At 35.5% G+C, this 21,600-nt stretch carries 18 protein-coding genes and 1 tRNA gene; 10 read left to right on the top strand and 9 right to left on the bottom strand.

Annotated features, from left to right (window positions below; genetic code table 11):
- Positions 1-28 precede the first annotated feature (28 nt).
- The 6 genes from panS (at position 29) to J3U18_RS07820 (ending at position 4,543) form a co-directional block, all read left to right on the top strand.
- Positions 29-994, top strand: a complete 966-nt coding sequence (gene panS / locus J3U18_RS07845; protein ID WP_065733586.1) for a ketopantoate/pantoate/pantothenate transporter PanS — start codon at positions 29-31, stop codon at positions 992-994.
- A gap of 112 nt (positions 995-1,106) precedes the next feature.
- Positions 1,107-2,489 (top strand): MFS transporter, encoded by a 1,383-nt coding sequence (locus tag J3U18_RS07840; RefSeq protein ID WP_220225337.1) that lies wholly within the window; start codon positions 1,107-1,109, stop codon positions 2,487-2,489.
- Positions 2,490-2,508: 19 nt separating this feature from the next.
- Positions 2,509-3,141 (top strand): MBL fold metallo-hydrolase, encoded by a 633-nt coding sequence (locus J3U18_RS07835; RefSeq protein ID WP_267353545.1) that lies wholly within the window; start codon positions 2,509-2,511, stop codon positions 3,139-3,141.
- Positions 3,142-3,261: 120 nt separating this feature from the next.
- Complete coding sequence (locus J3U18_RS07830; RefSeq protein WP_267353543.1) at positions 3,262-3,840, top strand: biotin transporter BioY; 579 nt, start codon at positions 3,262-3,264, stop codon at positions 3,838-3,840.
- Positions 3,816-4,418 carry a YiiX/YebB-like N1pC/P60 family cysteine hydrolase gene (locus J3U18_RS07825; protein ID WP_267353541.1) on the top strand — a complete coding sequence of 201 codons (603 nt, stop codon included), beginning with the start codon at positions 3,816-3,818 and terminating at the stop codon, positions 4,416-4,418. Before J3U18_RS07830 ends, J3U18_RS07825 begins: the two co-directional genes overlap by 25 nt.
- A gap of 49 nt (positions 4,419-4,467) precedes the next feature.
- Positions 4,468-4,543 (top strand) — tRNA-Asn (locus tag J3U18_RS07820).
- 309 nt (positions 4,544-4,852) lie between these two features.
- On the opposite strand, the gene J3U18_RS07815 is transcribed toward J3U18_RS07820, so the two are convergent.
- From J3U18_RS07815 to J3U18_RS07780, 8 genes are all read right to left on the bottom strand, one after another.
- Positions 4,853-5,269 carry an SUKH-3 domain-containing protein gene (locus J3U18_RS07815; protein WP_267353539.1) on the bottom strand — a complete coding sequence of 139 codons (417 nt, stop codon included), beginning with the start codon at positions 5,267-5,269 and terminating at the stop codon, positions 4,853-4,855.
- Between the two features lie 421 nt (positions 5,270-5,690).
- Positions 5,691-5,942 carry a hypothetical protein gene (locus tag J3U18_RS07810; RefSeq protein ID WP_065733579.1) on the bottom strand — a complete coding sequence of 84 codons (252 nt, stop codon included), beginning with the start codon at positions 5,940-5,942 and terminating at the stop codon, positions 5,691-5,693.
- Between the two features lie 587 nt (positions 5,943-6,529).
- Positions 6,530-7,543 carry a hypothetical protein gene (locus tag J3U18_RS07805; RefSeq protein ID WP_267353537.1) on the bottom strand — a complete coding sequence of 338 codons (1,014 nt, stop codon included), beginning with the start codon at positions 7,541-7,543 and terminating at the stop codon, positions 6,530-6,532.
- Between the two features lie 366 nt (positions 7,544-7,909).
- Entirely contained in the window at positions 7,910-8,503 is a 594-nt protein-coding gene (locus tag J3U18_RS07800; protein ID WP_267353535.1) for a hypothetical protein, read from the bottom strand.
- Between the two features lie 76 nt (positions 8,504-8,579).
- On the bottom strand, positions 8,580-9,278 hold the full coding sequence (locus J3U18_RS07795; RefSeq protein ID WP_267353533.1) for a hypothetical protein: 699 nt from the start codon (positions 9,276-9,278) through the stop codon (positions 8,580-8,582).
- A 647-nt stretch (positions 9,279-9,925) separates the two neighbouring features.
- Positions 9,926-11,308, bottom strand: a complete 1,383-nt coding sequence (locus J3U18_RS07790; RefSeq protein WP_267353531.1) for an MATE family efflux transporter — start codon at positions 11,306-11,308, stop codon at positions 9,926-9,928.
- 240 nt (positions 11,309-11,548) lie between these two features.
- Complete coding sequence (locus tag J3U18_RS07785; protein ID WP_267353529.1) at positions 11,549-12,559, bottom strand: serine hydrolase domain-containing protein; 1,011 nt, start codon at positions 12,557-12,559, stop codon at positions 11,549-11,551.
- A gap of 17 nt (positions 12,560-12,576) precedes the next feature.
- Positions 12,577-15,009: an excinuclease ABC subunit UvrA gene (locus tag J3U18_RS07780; RefSeq protein WP_267353527.1), complete on the bottom strand. Its 2,433-nt coding sequence runs from the start codon at positions 15,007-15,009 to the stop codon at positions 12,577-12,579.
- 634 nt (positions 15,010-15,643) lie between these two features.
- Between J3U18_RS07780 and J3U18_RS07775 the strand changes: the two genes are divergently transcribed.
- From J3U18_RS07775 to lysS, 4 genes are all read left to right on the top strand, one after another.
- Complete coding sequence (locus tag J3U18_RS07775; protein WP_267353526.1) at positions 15,644-16,366, top strand: type 1 glutamine amidotransferase; 723 nt, start codon at positions 15,644-15,646, stop codon at positions 16,364-16,366.
- A gap of 186 nt (positions 16,367-16,552) precedes the next feature.
- Positions 16,553-17,179 (top strand): Fe-Mn family superoxide dismutase, encoded by a 627-nt coding sequence (locus J3U18_RS07770; protein ID WP_065563798.1) that lies wholly within the window; start codon positions 16,553-16,555, stop codon positions 17,177-17,179.
- A gap of 166 nt (positions 17,180-17,345) precedes the next feature.
- Positions 17,346-18,444 (top strand): peptide chain release factor 2 gene (prfB, locus tag J3U18_RS07765; protein WP_141677433.1). Its coding sequence is split into 2 segments (ribosomal slippage): positions 17,346-17,420 and positions 17,422-18,444, totalling 1,098 coding nucleotides; the frame shifts between segments, so codons are not numbered across the junction.
- A gap of 25 nt (positions 18,445-18,469) precedes the next feature.
- Positions 18,470-19,984, top strand: a complete 1,515-nt coding sequence (lysS, locus tag J3U18_RS07760; RefSeq protein WP_267353525.1) for a lysine--tRNA ligase — start codon at positions 18,470-18,472, stop codon at positions 19,982-19,984.
- Between the two features lie 149 nt (positions 19,985-20,133).
- Here the strand turns inward: lysS and J3U18_RS07755 are convergent.
- Positions 20,134-21,600 (bottom strand): hypothetical protein (locus tag J3U18_RS07755; protein WP_267353524.1); only part of this gene is annotated, 1,467 nt, incomplete at its 5' end.

Genomic DNA, 21,600 nt, shown 5'->3' with positions numbered 1-21,600 from the left:
AAAATTATTCAGCCACAAGGTGGTGCTTATGTCTCGACGCTATAGTCAGTTATTTGTGCAATCCCTTATTTCACTTACTCGATTATTTCCTCTATGGGCAGTGCTTTGCGCAATAATCGCCTATTTTTTACCTAACGCATTCCTTCCAATTCGCCCCCATACATCACAACTATTAATGTTTGTCATGTTTACCATGGGCGTAACGTTAAGTATTGATGATTTTAAACGCGTCGTTACCAAACCTAAAGCGGTAATAATTTGCACCCTACTGCATTATATTGTTATGCCACTAACCGCATTGATCTTATCTAAATTATTTACCATGCGACCTGAGTTATTAGTTGGCATGGTTTTAGTTGGTAGTGTTGCGAGTGGAACTGCCTCGAATGTAATGATTTATCTGGCTAAGGGTGATGTGGCTTTATCAGTCACCATCTCATCAGTATCAACACTTGTTGGTGTCGTGGTCACCCCACTACTTACACTACTATTAGTCGGCACCACTGTTGAAGTACCAGTATGGGATATGTTAGTGCATATTGTCCAAATAGTACTTGTTCCAATATTATTGGGATTAATTGTTCACCACTTTTTATATTCAGTAGTAAAAAAATGTGAGCGCTTCCTACCATTACTCTCAATGTTATGTATTTTATTAATTATTTGCATAGTGGTAGCGGGTAGTCATGCGCTCATTGGTCAAGTCGGTATCACGGTCATTTTTGCCGTAATCATCCATAATGGAATTGGTTTGTTAGGTGGTTATTGGGGAGGACGTTTATTTGGATTTGATGAATCGACCTGCCGAACCATGTCTTTAGAAGTGGGAATGCAAAACTCAGCATTAGCTGCAACACTGGGTACCACCTATTTTTCAGCTTTATCAGCACTGCCAGCTGCGGTATTTTCTGTTTGGCACAATATTTCTGGCTCACTCTTGGCGGGTTATTGGCAAGGCAAACCGGTTAAAGATAAGAAAAAAGCTAATAATTAATTATCATAAAATAGCATTCATGGGCTCTCTTACCCAATCATAAAGGTAAGAGAGCATAATCTTAGCGCTAAGCATATCATTCGTGCAATTTAATAACATTAGGCTGAATAAAATGAATCGCGAATTACCTCCTTTTGTCTATCGAATATTACCTTGGATTGCAGCCTTTGCTTTTTTTATGCAATCGCTTGATACCTCGATTTTAAATACTGCGCTGCCAACCATGGCTAAAGATCTCAATGAATCGCCATTAAATATGCAATCAGCGGTAATTTGTTACGCATTAACCTTGGCACTATTTATTCCGGTAAGTGGTTTTTTATCTGACAAATTTGGTACCAAAAACGTGTTTGTCATGGCGGTCGCACTCTTTACATTAGGATCATTGCTTTGTGCGCTATCTAATTCGTTAATATTCTTAGATATATCAAGAGTAATTCAAGGCATTGGTGGCTCAATGATGGTCCCCGTTTCCCGTTTGGTTTTAATTAAGGCATTTAAACGTAATGAGTTTTTATCCGCATTAAATACTGCCACCATTCCCGGATTAATTGGACCAGTACTCGGACCTGTTTTAGGTGGTTATTTGGTTGATATGGTAAGTTGGCATTGGGTCTTTTTGATTAATTTGCCCATTGGTATTTTAGGCGTACTTGTCAGCTTAAAATATATGCCGAACCTAAAAGGTGAACACATGCCTTTTGACGCATTTGGATTTATTTTTATTGTTATTACCTTCATCAGCGCGACGCTGAGTATTGAATGTTTAAATGAAGGCCAACAATATTATTTACCGCTATCGCTTGCTATTATTAGCATCGTATTTCTCTTTATTTATCGAAGCTACGCCAAAAAGAGACAAGCACCGCTGTTTCCACTCTCATTATTCAATATCCGTACATTCAAAATTGGCATTATCGGGAATTTAGTTTGTCGCTTAGGTATTTCAGGTGTACCTTTTCTTATTCCGTTATTTTTACAGGTTGGATTTGGCTATTCAGCCATGTTTGCCGGAATGATGTTAGTACCAATGGCGATCGCTTCAATTTTTACGCGATTTTTTATTACCAAATTATTGGCTCGATTAGGCTATCGTTTTGTGCTGGTTGCAAATACTATTTTAGCGGGAATATTGATTCTTTTACTGTCATTATTAAATTTAACCACACCACTAGTCATATTAGGTATTTTACTATTTTGTATTGGTGGCGTTAACTCAATGCAATTTACCTCAATGAATAGTATAACTTTAGCTAACCTACAAGGCGAAAACACTAGCAGTGGCAATAGCTTAATGGCAGTTAATCAACAATTAGCCATCAGTTTTGGTACTGGCTTTGGTGCGGTATTGGTTAGATTATTTAGCAACTCAACAACGACTATTCACGCATTTCAGCTATCCTTTGTTATACTAGGTGTGGTAACTATGCTATCAAGCATAATCTTTGCGCAATTAACAAAAGAAGATGGTCAAAATTTAACGGCTCGGCACTAAACAACAAGGAGATAACAATATGTTTCAGTATCAAATCATTCCCGTTACAGCTTTTCAAGAAAACTGTAGCATTATTTGGTGTGATGAAACAAATCAAGCCGCATTTATCGACCCAGGTGGTGAGCCAGAACTACTAAAAAAAGCAGTTGAAAAGCTTAATGTAGATATTAAACAAATACTGCTTACCCACGGTCATTTAGATCATGTTGGTGCAGCGGTGGAATTAGCTAAACACTATAACGTTAAAATTATTGGCCCTAGCCAAGAAGATGAATTTTTACTGTCAGGCTTACCACAACAATGCATACAATTTGGTTTTCCTCACATTGATAGCTTTTTACCCGATCGCTGGTTAACAGAAGGGGAACAAATAAAAATAGGAAATGTCACTTTAGATGTTTTATTCTGCCCAGGTCATACTCCGGGCCATATCGTATTTATTAACAAACAAGATAAAATTGCGTTTGTGGGTGATGTGCTGTTCAAAAGCAGTATTGGACGAACCGACTTTCCTCGCGGAAATCATGCAGATCTGATCTCATCAATTACCCATAAACTCTTTCCATTAGGCGACGATTTTATCTTTGTACCTGGTCATGGCCCGATGTCGAGCTTTGGTAATGAACGAATGACTAACCCTTACTTAGTATAACGTCACTATTTGTTTAAATAGATTAAAGAATAATGTAAACTTTTTTGAAACAAAAAAGTTTACATTATAAATTTTTGTATTATTATTGCACTACTGTTTATCTTTTAATGGTAGAAAATAATGAAACTCACAACATATTATCCAACTTATATCAATACACTATTTAACTTATCATCTTGGCAACGCAAACTGTGTGCAACTACAGGGGCTGCCCTACTGCTAGGGTTAGCAGCTAATATCAGTATTCCCACATACCCAGTACCATTCACACTTCAATCGTTAGCCGTATTGTTAATTGGCGCTTTTTTAGGTCGTAAACTAGGTGCATTAACCATACTTCAATATCTCTTTTTAGGTGCAATAGGATTACCACTATTCGCTAACGGTAGCGGTGGAATTATGGCATTAGCTTCACCGTCATCAGGTTATTTGTATGGTTATATATTTAGTGCTTATTTAGCCGGTTTTGCTGCCGAAAAAGGGTACGATCGTCACTTTATTTTAGGATTAATTGCCTTCGCTTGTGCACATCAACTCTTATTTGTATTTGGTGTCGTTTATCTAATGGGATATATGCATATTTCACTTATCGAAGCACTAAAAGTAGGCTACTTACCTTTTGTTGGTGTTGATGCAGTTAAATTTATTATTGCAACTTGCGTAATGTTCTCATTATGGCGCCACCACGCACGCAAATAACCATGCAAATTGGCGATATTATTTTCCAAGCCCAGAATGAAGAAAGCGAATTCAATACCGCAGTGACGCATTCTGGTGCCGACACTGATGAAATAATCAAACAGATAAACCATGTTGGTTTATATATTGGTAATAATATCGTCATAGAAGCCACTCAACAGCATGGCGTGATTCAACAACCCCTTAATGACTTTTTAGCGAGAGCTAAATATAATCTGGTCGCAACCATTTATGATGATTCAGTCATCAAAAATACAATAACCCGAGTTAAAACGTGTTTAGGATTGCCCTATAACCATAGTTTCCGTGCTGAAGATGAAGGATTTTACTGTAGCGAATTAATTACTTATGCCTTTAAATACCCATCAGGTGAAGACTATTTTCAGCGCTATCCAATGAATTTCAAAGATTCTGCGACTGGTCAAATTCTCCCTTATTGGATCAAATACTACCAAAAACAACCCATCCCGCAAGGCGAACTTGGCTCACACCCTCAGCAATTACTTAGACAAAAAGCCTTATTCAAAACAATCGTGAATCATCATAAATGCGTTAAAAATACAGTTAAAAAAATTTAACAGTTGACATGGGGCGATTAAATCTATAATATGCGCGCTACATTTCGGTTCCTCCATAGTTCAGTCGGTAGAACGGCGGACTGTTAATCCGTATGTCACAGGTTCAAGTCCTGTTGGAGGAGCCAACTTTCCACTTCATCTCATATCTATACGTCTCTATTTGATTATAAATCAATATTTTATATTTTTTTAGTATACCGCTCATCCATATACATCTATCAATTTTTCTATCAATTCAATATTTTTTCGGGTTTAAATGCGGGTCAGCAAAAATGCTCTTTTTTTTCAAATAAGAAGTAAAGCGATACTTTGAGGATCGCTTTCGATTGCTGCATGATAATCTATCTCTCGGAAGAAAAGAACAAATTAGAAGATTTAAATTCTATTCGTTATAGTTAAAATTAGTTATAAGTAAGGTTTTGTTTTTTAATACTCTACCACCAATCAGGTATGGGTAATTCCTGAAATTCTCTCCATTCCTTACTAAATAAATTATTTAATGCATTATCTGGATTTTCACCTATAATCAGAACACTTCCATCATATAAAGAATATATTTTTTTATTTTCGTCTATGACTAAATAAGATGTTCCATCAATATTTCCTATAGGAATTAAATTTTTAGAACCTATTATTTTAGGGTAATCATTTATAATAACTTCATCATAATCATAACTTACTGGAGTATATATATTAAAATCAATTACTCTATCGTTTCCTTTTACCTTAATATCAATATACAATTGCCCATATTCTTTATAAAAAGAAACAAAAGAATCTGATATGATATAGCCTTTAATTGCTAAAAATTCTATTTCTTTTTTATTTTTTTCTCTCTCCCTAATTCCCATCCTGCTTTTTTTAATATTTCTATCGTTTCCTTTGTTTTCATCAGATTTTATTTATCCCTTATTAAACACAAAATAAAATTAATCTATACCAAATATTTTTTTCAATATATCAATTCTTTGCCCAGTCAATTCTTTTGTAGAAAATGAAGTGTTTTTTAATTTTTCATTTAAATAATCCAATCCTTTTTTTGTTGTCAAAATATTTTTATAAAAAGAGGGATCTTTATCAAAAATACCTTCATGTAATATTAATTTATCTTGTTCTAACTCATCAAGTTACCTAGTTGGACTCGCTATACTTCCAATATGTAGAAACATTCTCTCAAACTGGTAACTAGATTCTATTTTTCGAAGTTTACTCATAAATTTTTATATCTTTCAATACATAAAAAATATAGGATAGTAAAATTAGCTACCAATTTTAAATATTACTCATTTTTTCAAATCCATCTAAGTATTCAATGCCTTTTTTAGTAATTATTACACTAGAATTTTCTCTTACCCATTCAATATAAGATTTTTCAAGTAAATTATTAATGATGATTAATAATTCTTTATGGTAAACAACTTCAGGACATTTCATCATTACCCTCATATCAATACTTCTTAAATTGATAGCTTCTGTATGATTAGTTTCTTTAATAATTTTTAAGATTTCAATATTTTTCTGCATTATTTAATTCTTCTCCATCATTTATTTATTATTTTAATGCGTTAGGGTGGTCTATTATCTGCTCTATAAGTTCTTTTACTTTTGTTACATTTTTAGATGTCAAAGATGCTTTTTCTTTTGATCTTGTACCTGTTTCTATATGTGCAAGAGATCCACTATCGCCATCTTCAGCTATAGTATCAAAAGGGGTTTTTCCTCCTGCTGACTTCTCATGCGCACCGTTTCCTTTTTCCTGAGAAAGCAGCTTTTCTAGCTGTTCTGGTTTCTTTTGTTGAAGTTGTAGCTCTCTCTTACTATAGGTAGTAAGGGAACTACAACGTAAAAGGCAAAGTATGTTCTAGAAAAATTTTATACTGCCGCTTAAATAACCAATAACAATCAGTTAAGAAAACAGCAAGGAAAGATAGATTTCTTCATTTTTAATCTCTTTTATAAACTTCAATGATTTTATTATCCATAAAGTTTGCTGATTACAAATCATATTTTTAATCTTTAATAAACAGGATAAAAATAAAATAGCCTTACGTTTGTTCTCTTTATTTCCTTTGTGACTTCATGAATTTTTCTATTTCTGCAAAATTTTGTAATTATTTCATCATTAACAATGGTCCCACAAATTTACGTTCGATAAGCTCACCGTCTTTATAGGTTTCTGTGTACAAAAGTTTGCCTTTTTTGCGAGTGGATAAGATGGGTTCATTCAGTTCATTATGTTCTAATTGATGACATTTCCAAATACCAACAGGCAGGCCATTTTTGTATTCCGATTCGAGATAAATATAACCGATACCTAAAGGCGCATATTTACTGCCTGTTATCTCGATCCATACCCCCTCGCGAGTATGGTTTTGAACTAAACCTTCCTCTGTATCATTAAGATCTGTATTTTGAAAAGAACCATTAGTATCATAATAGCGGATGAATTTGCCTTGGGGTGTCAGTTGGTATGTTCTTTTTTCATTAGCAGCACTGTCTGTCTCATCACTACCAAAATCCCTAATAATTATTTTCCCATTATCATAATAGAAAAATCGATAGCTTCTACCCAGATCATTTCCATATTCGTAAGTGGCTGCTAATTTATCCACAATTTGATCAGAGCTGATAGAGATAATGGATTGAAAAATAAGGTGTCTTCCATACTCGCAATGGTTGCATTCTAACTCAAGATTCTCAGTGGTGAGTAGAAACAGATCAAACTGAGGAAAGCCGGCTATTTTTTCCACATGAACTGTAATCTTCTGGTTTAAAATATCGTTGATATTAAATGGGATATCATAGGAATCCTGAACAATCTGCTTTAAATTTTCTTGGGTTAAAGTAATCTTATAGGATTGTTCTGATTGGGACTGCTTATCTAAATTTCCGGCCAATTCATCAAAAGCCTTTTCACTCCCCGAACGTTCATTTTCTGTTTCTGCATGTTGCCAATGTGTGGCAAAAGGATATAAAACATGTTTATCACCAATTGGCGGGCAGGCAAGGGGAGCTTGCATAATTTGGGTAATAAGATCGTCTTTTTTATTTTTATTAATCGGTTGGCTATTCGCTATTTGATTACTCATAAATAAGAGGGTTATACATGCTATTATCAATCTCATTGCCAATATTCCTTGTTTATTTTTTACAATGTTTCCCCCGTACTTTAAAAAACGCTTGTATAGAATAACGGGTGCAGTATATGAGTGCGGTTTTCAGAATTTATGGAGAGTATATACCTAATTTCAGATAATAGTGAATTTATTTCCGCTTTATTTTAGGTGAATTTTTAATTGATAAGTTACTATGAATATTAACAATTTCTGCCAATATATTTTTTTATTATCACGCATATTATGCACGGCAATCCATAGTGAAAAATCCTGAATAATTATATATCATTTAGTCGCAATAAATTGGTATATCATTATTCAGGATTTTTATGTTGATTTTCTATAAAACTATTTAAAACTAATTCTTTTTTAAAACTATAATTTTCTATTGCCTAATACGCCATATTTGAAGTAATCTTCCATACCTATATTATCCTCAGTATTATAATCAGCAGGTATAGGGCAGTCCAATATTTTGGTCTCAATTGGTAAAGGTTCTAATTTTATTTCCTTAGTGACTTCATAAATTTTTTCAATCTCAAAAAAAACATTTTCTTCATCAAATGTCCCCAAACAAATTCCATTTTTATTATTTTCTAATCGAACATCAATAGAATATACATATTTATTAGCAACGGGGAGCACATCTCTTAAAATGTCATTTTTATCATATAAGAGAATATAATAATTTTTATGATTATCTTTAATTTCAATGGGTCGAACATAATAAAACTCTGTATCAAGACCAAAAGTATCTGGAAGCAAATAGTCTTCATTATTAAGATTAAAAAGCTTGTCTAACTCTTTTGATTTAAAATAATCATTATTTCGATCATATTGTTCTTCATAGACAAATTTTGTATCTATATATTGATTTTCGTAGGCATTACAACTGAATGGTAAAAAAATTGCTAAAAATAAACTAATCAAATAGTTTTTAATTTTTATGGTAGTGCGGTTTATTTTCATTTTCATCATCTTTATCTTTGGTATTATAGGAATTTAGTCTAATTTTTGCCGATATATTTTTTTATTACCACGCATTTTATGCGCTGCAATCCATAGTATAAAAATCTAAAATTGTTAAATACCATTTATTATCCAGTTGTGTAAGATAAAATATGAAAATATTTTTTTCATCATCCGGTAATGTATCAGGAAAGTTTTCAATATAAACAACTTTCACTGTTTTAGAGGCTATTTTATCGGCAATGGATTGGTACTTCTCCCAAATAGGTCTTTTTTCAAATTGATAGTGTTTTAATTCCCAATGATAATAATCAAGCGCTATTTTTAAAGCCTCAATATTTTTTTCTTTTGGATTGGCATACAGACCTAGTTTATTAACTTTTTCACTACATGGATCAAATGGAGGATATTGTTCATATTGTATTTTAGGATTGCCAGATATTGTAACCCCTAGCAATTCATCTTCTACCCAAGAGGGTATTTTATTTTCAACTCCTTTATCATTAAATTTAAATTGTTCAATTCTTCTCATTGTGGGACTGGTACTCGCATTATATACAATGAAAAGACCTATATCTTTATTAATATATTGGTTAATTCCTTTAAAATTTTTTTTATTAAAAAGGTCAATAAGTTGATAAACCGTAGCATCAAAATGTGGGATTGTTTGAGTCACTGCTGATTGATTTTCTATTTTTTGACTACATGCTATGTTAGCCAAAGACAATAAAATAAGTAACAATATTCTCATTATAAAATTTTTCCTTTCCATCATTAAATCAACCTAGTAAATGTTTCTTTATTTCATTACTTAATAATTGTGGTCAATTAACCTGTTTATAAAAAGCAAAAATATATCAAACCCCAAAAAGCAATATGAGGTAAAAATTGCTTCATAGGGTTTTCTCTTTTGTATTTTTATGTTTTAAAAAAAATAATATAAGCAAAACTGAAATATAAAGAATTAAAGGAATCTTATAAATCATATCAATGATATTTTGTCCTATCATTTCATTTTCATCAGAAAACAAAACATAATAACTATTGTGACTTAAATAATTAATATAATTTTCAGAAAGAGGATTGAATTTTAGCGCCAAAAAGACAGTAGGATCATCCTTGCAAATAAGAATTTGGGTAAAACATTTAATTAATAGTAATAGTATTATTAAGATCTTTAATAATTTCATATTGCCATCCATTTATAATCTTATTGAACTGATTGAATTTCGACTTTAATTCGGGGATGTGCTTCATAAATATTAATTTTTCCCTATTCTTTTCTTCCAATAATATAATGATATTCAATATCTACCCAATTATTTTTTACAATATGTCTTTTTTCTACTTGATTAACTTTTGTACTTAGCTTATTTGCTTAATATTGTTTGAGATAATAGCGTAGCAATAGACGAAAATAACTTATTCCAAAATTGATTTGAATTTTAATGATTTCAGCCTTTTCTTCACCCACAAAAATGACAATAAACATGAAATTAGGTTTCCGATTGCCATAGAGATAAAAATGCCATTCATTCCCATTTTTTGAACATAGACTAAATATAGTCCTATAGAAAAAATCATGATCATTCTAATATAAAGGATAATTACCGCAGGTAGGGGTTTTCCTGTCGCTTGAAAGAATGATGCGATTATCCACGTTATTGCCATAAAACAAAAGGTAAATGATACGATTAGCACTTGTTTTGTGGCAAGATCAATCACTTCTGGTATTGAAGTAAATATTGAAAATAACCAAGGAGAAAGTAATACATACACTGCTGCAATGAAGCTACATAGTATCATTATTGCCCTTAAGCTTAGATTAAAAGCTTCTTTAATCCGATCAAGTTGATTACGTCCATAATTTTGCGAAATAAAGACCGTCATTGCACCAGCAATAGCAATCATCGGAATAACTAAAATCTGATCAATTCTCCCAACCAATGTCCATGCATTCATTGCATTTTCATCAAAGGTATTGGTAATAATTTTATTGTAGGCAACGATAATGATATAAGTTGAGGCTGTCATTAAAAACTGAGGCAATCCAATCCGTATGATTTCTCTGGCAATTTTTCCGTTAAAGTGAGCAAAGTTAAATGTTAACGGAATTCTTGATTTTCCCTTGTGTATAAAGCGGATTAAATAGATAAAAGCCATAAATAACGATATTGTTGTGGCTAAACCTGCACCAGCCACCCCCATATCGAGTACAAATATCAATATCGGATCAAGTATGATATTGAGCGTTACCATAATCATAAATGATATTGCAGTAACATATGTCAGGCCTTCGCCAATAAGAATACCCCCATAAACCTGTAATAATATTATGAACAGTAAACCTGGGGCTAATGAATATAAAAACTGTAGGCTATAGACTGTTGCTTCAAGGCTTAATTTATCACCTGATAATAAATTAATAATTTGTGGGCCAAAAGCATAACACATAATCATAAATGGCACGGTTAGCAGTAAAGCTATGACGACACCTGTAACACCTAGATTTTGATAATGATTAAATCGTTTTTCACCGATCAATCGCCCAGTAGTGGTACTGAGTCCAACGGCTAAACCTGAGGCGATAGCTTCAAAGGCAAAAAATAATGGAAATAAAAGACCGGTTCCCGCCAACGGGGCTGAAGAAGTAGGATTGATCAATGAAATAAAATAGGTATTTATGATTAAGTAAGCATAATTTAATAAGTGACCAATGAGAATGGGAATCCCTATTTTTATAATTATTGGCATGATTGGACCTTCAAACATGCCTTTTTGCAATTTTTCTTGAAAATTTGACATAGATTTCTCTTTAAGTTTATTTTTTAAATAGTGATGTTATTTTTCTCTAGCGCAAAAAAGCGTCTAATCGACATGTTATCGAGAGCAAAATATCCATTATATTTTTCACTTTATAGCACCTGCCCGAACAGCACCTATCCCAACCTAAAACGTTTTGTTAGACAGTTCATCGCGGTAAAACCTTCTTGCCTTTTGGTGGAATGAATCGAAGAAACGATATTTTGCTTACGACGAAAAAAATTAACTGTCTGTAATTGATGGAATAATATAATCCGCCATGAGTTCCCACCTGTCGATTATCATTTTGTCGACTTTCGATACGATTGCCACTATCAGATCCTTTTCGGGAACACAATAGAGATAAGTTCCGCCTATGCCTGCCGCAAGAAAAGTGTTAATCCCCTTATCCTCTCTAAGCCACCACAAATAACCACAATCTTCCGTATGCTGTTTTAGCGATTCAGTTATCCAGTTTTCTGAAATGATCGGCTTATCATTGAATTGGCCTTTATTCAAATACAAATATCCCAAACGAAGCATATCCCGCAGAGTTAAAGACAGTCCCCAGCCTCCAGTATTGATATTTTGAGGATCTTTTATCCAACCGGTAATACTTTCACCATAGACCTCTTCTTTAGAAAAGGATTTCATCTGCTGGTCAACGATCTCTTTAACCCCTAAATGGCTGAATAATGATTTATTGGCAAATTCTCGGGTTGATAGTCCCGTACTCCGCGTAATAATCGCTGAAAGAAGGTGGGCATTAGACATATTGAATTGAAACTCCCCAAGCTGGCCTTTTTGTCCCAACATTTCAAGCATAAACATCGTCCAATTCTTTTGCCTTCTCAACCTATCTAATGGCTCACTCTTTTTCCAAGAATAGGGTGCAGTCATGGTTAGTAAATGTTTGATTGTTAGATTTCGCTTTAACATATCACTAGCTTTGGATTCCGCTTCTGGAAAGAAATCCAGTATTGGTTGATCGACGCTTTTTATATATCCTTTATCAATGGCTATTCCCACTAAAGCGGAAGTAACGCTTTGTGTTACTGAAGTGAGATGATGAGTATTTTCAGCATGGTAACCTTTGAAATATTTTTCAAACACAATGCCGCCTTTTCGCAAAATCGCGATTCCTTTAATAATACCTAGTTGAAAATTCAAGGCGACATCCAGCTCTCTCAATTTATCTGGATTCATATCCACCGATTCTGCATCAATGGTTTTCAATTCTTTTATATTAGCCATAATCAAGTATCCACTTTTCAAGTCGTAGGAGTTAAATATTTTCCGATTAGTGATTTTGGATTTTTCACCAAGTCTTTAGGGGTTCCTTCGGCAATGATTTCACCGCCTTTTAATCCTCCTTCAGGGCCAAGCTCCACGATCCAATCGCACGATTCAAGAACTTCATGATTATGTTCAATAACAATCACAGAGTTTCCGCTTTTGATTAATTCATCCAACAGTTTTATCAGCTGAGCTGTATCATAGAGACTTAAACCAGTAGTGGGTTCATCCATGATATACAAGATATGACCTTTTCGTTGCCGTCCTAATTCCTTCGCGAGTTTTAGTCTTTGGGTTTCCCCTCCGCTCATTGTTGAAGTGGGTTGCCCAAGCTTTATATATCCCATACCAATCCGTTCCATTATCTGTAACGGACGAACGATGAAATCATTATCACTAAATAGGGCTATCGCTTCAGAAATCTGCATATCAAGAATTTCTGAAATATTTTTCCCTTTATACGTGACAGTTAAAACTTCGTTGTTATATCTTTTACCTTTACATTTTTCGCACGTTGCGTACATTTTTAAGCTACCCTCAGGAAAAATAGCTTTACGTCCACTACCATTACACTCTCGGCAAGCGCCCTCGGAATTGAAGGAAAAGTGTCCAGCCGTTAAATTTAACCGTTTTGCTTCGGGTTGTTCTGCAAATAACCTGCGTATCTTGTCCCATATTTTGGTAAAAGTAACAGGATTCGAATTTATATTTCTTCCTATTGGTGCCTGCGATACTTCAGCAAAGCCAGAAATATTTTCTGCACCATCAAGCCTTTCGGCTATTGTTTCGATTAATAGTGATTCATCTTCAAAATCTACTTCTTCTCCATTGGTATTGTTCTTATTGGCGTCTAAGCGAAAATAACTTTTTAACAGGGGCGTTAGCGTGCTCGATATCAAGGAGCTTTTACCACTTCCGGAAACGCCCGAAACCCCAATAAGAATGCCTAATGGAAATGCGACTGAAATATCTTTTAAATTGTTGGTTTTGGCGTGTCGAATGACTAAACGAGGAATAGCAGAATCATCGATATTTTGTTTTAACATCCTTACCGGCATTTTTGCTTTGCCGGAAAGATATTGTCCTGTCAATGATTTATCGCATTTTAACAGACCTGCATAATCACCTTCATAAATCACTTCTCCGCCTTCAATCCCCGCTTTTGGGCCAATATCAATGATATGTTCAGCTATTTCTATCGTACTTCTGTCATGTTCCACGACAATAACCGTGTTGCCCAAATCTTTAAGCGCTTTTATAGATTGTAAAAGTTCAAGTTTTTCTGATTCATGTAGACCTACCGTGGGTTCATCAAGAATATAGATAAGTGACTCAAGTTTGGATTCCAAATGCGAGTTAAGGAAGAGTCGTTGTATTTCTCCGCCACTTAGTGAGGACATTTTTCTATAAAGTGATAAATGCCCTAAACGAGAAACAATTAATGAGTTTGTTTTACCCAAAATATCTTTAAGAAGATTTTTCCCAAATTGCGTTATTTCGTTTAGTTCTAATGCCGATTCAAAAAACGTTTTAGCCTCGTCTAAAGTCATTTTGCCGACTTGACCAATATGTTTATCATTAATTAATATGTTGCGAGCTTCTTCACCAATGCGATATCCATGACATTCTGAGCAGAGGGTTATTTCGTACAGACCATTTAAATATTCGCCTCTTTTGTGTTTAGCTTGCAAAATTCTTGATAAGCAGAAGCTTTGATTTGCACTGTTATTGCTGACATAATGCCCGTTTACCACTTCTTCTTTTATTTCATCCGGTATTTCTAAATAAGGCTGATCCATATAGTCTTTGAAATTCCTTTCCAAGACGCGAAGTATACCGGGGGTGACCCCGATAAAATTAAATAACTCTCGAACGGTGGGATTTTTATTTGCAATAAGCTTTTCCATATTAACGTGATAATATGCGCCTCTGCCAGCGCATTTCATACACATTCCGTTAGGGTTATTATAGGAAAAATAGCCTAATTCAAGGCGCTCTTCCTCATGTCCACACTTAGCGCAGACCTTATCTTGTCCAATAGTTTCGTTGCACTCTGAACATTTAACCTGCCCTTCACTTGAATACAGTAGGGCGAGAAGGTTGAATATGTTTGTTTTAGAACCGACTGTTGATCTTGGGTTATTCTGACGTACAACGCTTTGTTTAACTGCAATTGTCGGGCCGATACCCTCTATGCTTGCAAATTTTCTCTCATTTTCAAGTCCCGGAAAGATTCCTAATGATTGAAGATACCCTTTACGTCCTTCTTCAAACACAATATCAAACATCAGACTAGACTTTCCTGATCCACTTATACCGGTAGCAACGGTTAATTTGTTTTTGGGAATAGTAATATCAACGTCTTTAAGATTGTGAATGCGAGCTCCTGTTATTTTTATACTTTTCATCTAATCAAACCTTGTCTTTTTAATTAAGAAATTCCAACTAATTTATTTATCGTTAAGATCAAACTACTGGGGAAATATAGAGCATTATTTTTTATTAGTGAAATGAAATATCTATATTTTTTAAAATTTATTGACAAAATTGCAATTTTGTGCATTGGTTGTGTTGGATCGATATTTTTACTCGAACTTCACCGAAAAATTATCTAATAATTTTATATTGGCTTTCGCTTCTTTTGCTTAGCTAAATTAGGTACCTTAATTAGTAATTAAAAAATTTATTAATAAAAATTCAAAAGGATAAAAGTGTTTAAGAAAAAGTTTAAAATTAAAAAATGACATTGTTTTTTTAAATGTCCCAGTATTTATTATCCAAAAATAACGTATTAGAAATTATGTGCATCTATCATCAAACAAAAGCGACTGTCATTTTCGCGCGAAAACCATAAAATCTCTCACAAGAACCAACTTTACGAATTCTAAATCCGACTAAAACAGATTTTTATACCAAATATCTCCCACAAAATGCCAAATCTTCACATTTGTTAATAAAAGATTCATAATAAACTTCGCGTTTAATTGTCCATATTCGATATAAAATAGAACCCAGATCGATAAGATTAAAGGAGATTTACCAATGCATGTGCACTTTATCATCCACGAAGATTTCGAAGCACCTGGCGCATATGAGCAATGGGCAAAAATGCATCAACACACCATTAGTTATTCTCGTGTTTATCTTGGTCAGCCGCTTCCCGATAAGATAGATAAGATTGATATGTTGATTATCATGGGTGGTCCTCAATCACCAGCAACGACCAAAAAAGAGTGTCCACATTTTGACTCATTAGCCGAGCAAGCCATCATATCTACGGCAATCAAATCACAAAAAATAGTCATCGGTATCTGTCTTGGCTCGCAATTAATTGGTGAAGCCTTAGGTGCACATTTCGAGCATAGTCCGGAAAAAGAGATTGGCAAATTCCCAATTACGTTGACTGAAGCAGGCAAAAAAAATCCGCTTTTTGCGCATTTCGGTGATAGTTTGGCTGTCGGCCACTGGCACAATGATATGCCAGGTTTAACTCAAGATGCCCAAATCATTGCCTATAGTGAAGGCTGTCCACGGCAAATCATTGCCTATGGTCCATTCGTGTATGGTTTCCAATGTCATATGGAGCTAACCCATGACGTGGTTGAACAACTTATTGCTCACTCTGAAAACGACCTAAAACAAGCCGAGAAATACCGTTTTATTGATACTCCCCAGCAACTTCGTTTACATGACTATTCTGAAATGAATCAAACGCTTTTTGGATTTCTAGACAAGTTAAGCCTTTTATCACAGACCCAAAAATAATAAATTTGATGATGATATAGAAACAATCCAAAGCTATATCATCAAAAAATCATAAGTAACGAAAATTAAACAAAAATTAGGATAGCCACCAGCTATCTAAGTAATAGTTTGTGAGATATATTGATAGTTCGTATACTCATAAAATAATGTAGTTAATAATTCCGATTAGATGAAAGGAGCGATTCCATGGCTTACACACTACCCCCTCTACCTTATGCTTATGATGCTTTAGAACCTTATATTGATACTGAAACAATGCATCTACACCATGATAAACATCATCAAACTTACGTAAACAATGCCAACGCATTATTAGAAACCCTACCTGCTGAATTAAACGATTTTTGTCCAGAAACATTATTAAAAAATTTAGACAAAGTACCAGCAGACAAATTGACTGGAATTAAAAACAATGTCGGTGGTCACGTTAATCACACCCTATTTTGGGAACTGCTAAAAATTGGAACCGAGCTTAAGGGCGAACTTAAAGCGGCAATAGAAAAAGATTTTGGTTCGGTTGATGCGTTTAAAGAAAAATTCTCAGCAGCGGCTGCAACCCGTTTTGGTTCAGGTTGGGCGTGGTTAGTATTGAAAAATGACAAACTTGAAGTCGTGTCAACCGCGAATCAAGATACCCCAATTATGGGCGAAAAATTTGCCGGCGTGTCAGGCACACCAATTCTAGCGCTTGATGTTTGGGAACATGCTTACTACTTAAAATACCAAAACCGCCGTGCGGATTACATTGGTGCATTTTGGAATGTCATCAATTGGGACAAAGTCGCTCAATTATATGCAGCAGCCAAAAAATAATCATCTCAAATAAACCTAAAAAATGACGCTTTATGCGTCATTTTTATTTTTTACCATAGCGTTAAACGATCGCATTTACTCAAATCGCGAAAGCAAAGTCATTGCTAAGTTATACTTAAATCCGTTACAATGTACGATTAGTTAAAAACAGCAAAAATAGCAAAACATGTTTGAAATTAATCCTATCAAATCAAAAATAACCGAATTAACCGAACGAACGAATGTCATTCGGGGGTATCTTTGACTATGACCTCAAAAAAGAGCGTCTAGAGGAAGTCAATGCCGAACTAGAACAATCCGAAGTTTGGGCCGATCCAGAAAAGGCACAAGCATTAGGCAAAGAACGCGTTGCGCTAGAAGAGATCATCAATACCATCAATACTTTAGAACAAGGTCTGGACGACGTCGAAGGTCTACTTGAACTTGCTATTGAAGCAGAAGATCAAGACACTTTTGACGAAGCCAATCAAGAAGTTGAACAACTCGAAAAAAAGCTAGCCGGTCTTGAATTTCGCCGAATGTTCTCGGGTGATTATGACAGTGCTGACTGTTACTTAGATATCCAATCAGGCTCAGGGGGTACTGAAGCTCAAGATTGGGCTGAAATGTTATTGCGAATGTATTTACGCTGGGCTGAATCGAAAGGTTTTACAACCGAAGTGATGGAAGTATCAGACGGCGATGTAGCTGGTATAAAATCAGCCACAATCAAAGTGACCGGCGATTATGCTTATGGTTGGTTACGCACTGAAACCGGTGTCCACCGCTTAGTACGAAAAAGCCCATTTGACTCAGGAAACCGCCGTCATACCTCATTTGCATCAGTATTTGTCTATCCAGAGGTTGATGACAATATTGATATCGACATCAATCCAGCCGATCTACGCATTGACGTTTATCGGGCATCGGGTGCGGGTGGTCAGCATGTCAATAAAACCGAATCTGCTGTACGTATTACCCACGTACCAACCGGAATTGTGACACAATGTCAAAATAACCGCTCGCAACATAGCAATAAAGATCAGGCCATGAAACAGTTAAAAGCAAAACTGTATGAGCTTGAAATGCACAAAAAGAATGCCGAAAAACAACAAATGGAAGAAAACAAATCCGACATTGGTTGGGGCAGCCAAATTCGTTCGTATGTACTTGATGATTCACGAATCAAAGACTTACGCACCGGCGTTGAAACACGCAATACTCAAGCCGTATTAGACGGCGATTTAGATCAATTTATTGAAGAAAGCTTAAAAGCCGGTTTATAACTGGTGATAAATAAAAGGTAAAATTATGTCAACACAGCAAGAGCAACAAAACCATATTGAAGAGTTAAATAACGAGCTTACAATACGTCGTGAAAAGCTAGCTGCAATTCGCGAACAAGGCATTGCTTTCCCGAATGATTTCCGTCGTGACGCAATTTCAAGCGATCTTCATAAATTGTATGATGAAAAAACTAACGAAGAGTTAATTGAAAACAAAATTATTGTAACCGTTGCGGGTCGAATGATGATGCGCCGTATTATGGGTAAAGCCTCATTTGTATCATTACAAGATGTTGCAGGGCAAATCCAACTTTATGTCACTCGTTATGATCTACCCGAAAACTACTACAACGAACAATTCAAAAAATGGGATCTTGGTGACATCGTTGGTGCTAAAGGCTACTTATTTAAAACCAAAACAGGCGAACTATCAATCCACTGTGAAGAAATCCGCCTACTAACAAAAGCATTACGCCCATTACCCGATAAATTCCACGGTTTAGCAGATCAAGAAATGCGCTATCGTCAACGTTACCTTGATTTAATTACCAATCAACAATCACGTGACACCTTTATTGCGCGCTCAAAGGTGGTAACTGAAATTCGTAACTTTATGTTAGAAAACCACTTTATGGAAGTTGAAACCCCAATGATGCAAGTCATCCCAGGTGGTGCATCAGCCAAACCATTTATTACGCACCATAATGCGCTTGATCTAGACATGTATTTACGAATTGCGCCAGAACTTTACTTAAAACGTCTCGTCGTAGGTGGCTTTGAACGTGTATTTGAAATCAACCGCAATTTCCGAAACGAAGGGGTATCGCCAAGACATAATCCTGAATTCACCATGATGGAAATGTATATGGCTTATGCCGATTATAAAGATTTGATCGTATTAACTGAAGCGTTATTCCGTCGTTTAGCCATTGCCGTGACGGGGAATGCCGTAGTGCAATATGGCGAACACACTTTTGATTTCGGCAAACCATTTATCAAAATGACCATGCGCGAAGCAATCTGCCATTATCGCCCAGAAACCAGTAATGCTGATTTAGATGATTTTGACAAAGCTTGTGCGATTGCAAAAGCAGTGGGAATCAAAGTGGAAAAAGGCTGGGGACTTGGTCGAGTGGTAACTGAAATATTTGAAGAAGTGGCTGAAGCTAACCTCATTCAACCAACATTTATCACCGAATACCCGGCAGAAGTCTCACCACTTGCTCGTCGAAACGATGAAAACCCATTTGTAACAGACCGCTTTGAATTCTTTATTGGTGGACGTGAAATTGGTAACGGCTTCTCAGAACTTAATGATGCCGAAGACCAAGCACAACGTTTTGCCGACCAAGTATCACAAAAAGACGCGGGTGATGATGAAGCAATGTTTTATGATGAAGATTACATCACCGCATTAGAACATGGCTTACCGCCAACAGCAGGGCTAGGAATTGGGATTGACCGAACCGTAATGCTATTTACCAATAGCCATACCATTCGGGATGTCATTTTATTCCCAACAATGCGCCCAGTTAAATAGTTTCGACAAAGTTAATCAAACTCACTTATTCACCAATAAGTGAGTTTTTTTATATCAAAAACCCTGCTCCTCAACTTTTTTTGCTATAAAAAAGCAAAAATAAACCCACCAAGGTGGGGGTTTATGTGGGTTACGCTCAAAATTGCTTTTTATTGCTCGGGGGCGGTGATGGTACAAAGCCCTTCCAAAATGCTTTCATAGCCAGTATAAAACCAATGTATACGACCATCCTCAGGGTAAACAACATACCGATTATCGTTGTCAGGAGCTATAACATTGGTCCAGAACCTGGTAATACCAAAGTCGGCTTTTTCATATTTGTTTAGATTACCCCACTCCGCAATAAAGCTGGCACCAATTCTACGCTGATAATGATTATCAGGTGAGGAAGGTGTAGCACCAATCACTTCAAAACGTTTTGCATTAGTTAAATCTTTAACCGTAGGCATACGGTAACCAATTTTATTACACCAAGACTCCATATTAGAATAGGTATAAAAACCTTTACCTCGGTTGACAAACCATTGTTTTATCTGAAATCCATACTTGACAGCCCTCTCACCATTATGGGCATAATGACCAATTAACTCGAAAGTCTGAGGGAAAGTAGGCTTAGCAATAAGACCAGGATTGTTAGAATTCCATTGGGATGCCTTCGCAACTGGACCGGTTAAGGTAACCCGTACGCTTGTCGGTGTGGGATTGCTCATAGTAGCGGTGATACCTCCCTGAGTGACAGAAGACCAAGCCAATAGCTGACTATTACCAGCAATTTCTAAATCAAAGTACATGTTATTAGCACCCGTAGTCGGAAAGTTTTTACCATAATAATCAGGCCTAGTATCCTGAGTGAAAAAACCCTTATAACGGTTCCAAATAGAAGATGGACCATCGTTATGATCTGCATCTGCAACCGAAACGGGTTTGGCAAAACAAACCTCTGGTTCAGTATCAGGGTTAGGAGTAACATAATAAGTCACACTACTTGCATTGAAACTACGACTACGAGGAACCCCATAACGTGTGGATAGTGTACCATCCGTACTGGTTAATTTAAGACGATAAGGGGCACCACAATGCCCTAATACTGTATGACGTGGTACAGCTCGGCTGTATTTATCGGTGACAGATAAACTTAGAGTACCTCCTGTAGCTGTAACATCTGTATCGCCATCATTATCCCCCCAATATTTATAAGTATCAACAAGCCTAGTTAATGTGACTGAATTTGTATTAACTGGAACAAACATGTTAACGCGAGCAAGACTTTGACCAGCAACAGGTAAGACGATTGGTTCTGAAGAAGATGAAGTATTAGTTGAAGGCGTGTATTGCACACCATTTGATAAAGTAATACTGAGCAGACCATCAGTATCAACCGCACGTGTAAGGCCACCGTCATAAGTTAAATAAGGCGCACTACCCTGAATATGATTTCTTGTTGTCTGTGAAGTTAATGCATGGCTGGAGTAAAAAGGTATGAGTAAAAGGCCTAGCGGTAAAAAGATCTGTCGGAGTAATTTAGATCTGAGAGATGATCGGAATGATGATCCAAATGATGATCGAAATAACGATCGGCGCAACGATCGACTACGCGATCTTAAATTTTCGTCGAT

It is taken from the genome of Gilliamella sp. B3482, assembly GCF_026536805.1.
Classification (GTDB): Bacteria; Pseudomonadota; Gammaproteobacteria; order Enterobacterales; family Orbaceae; genus Gilliamella; species Gilliamella apicola_E.
The sequence above is the reverse complement of the archived record's forward strand: the minus strand, read 5'-3'. Positions and strand labels throughout refer to the sequence as shown.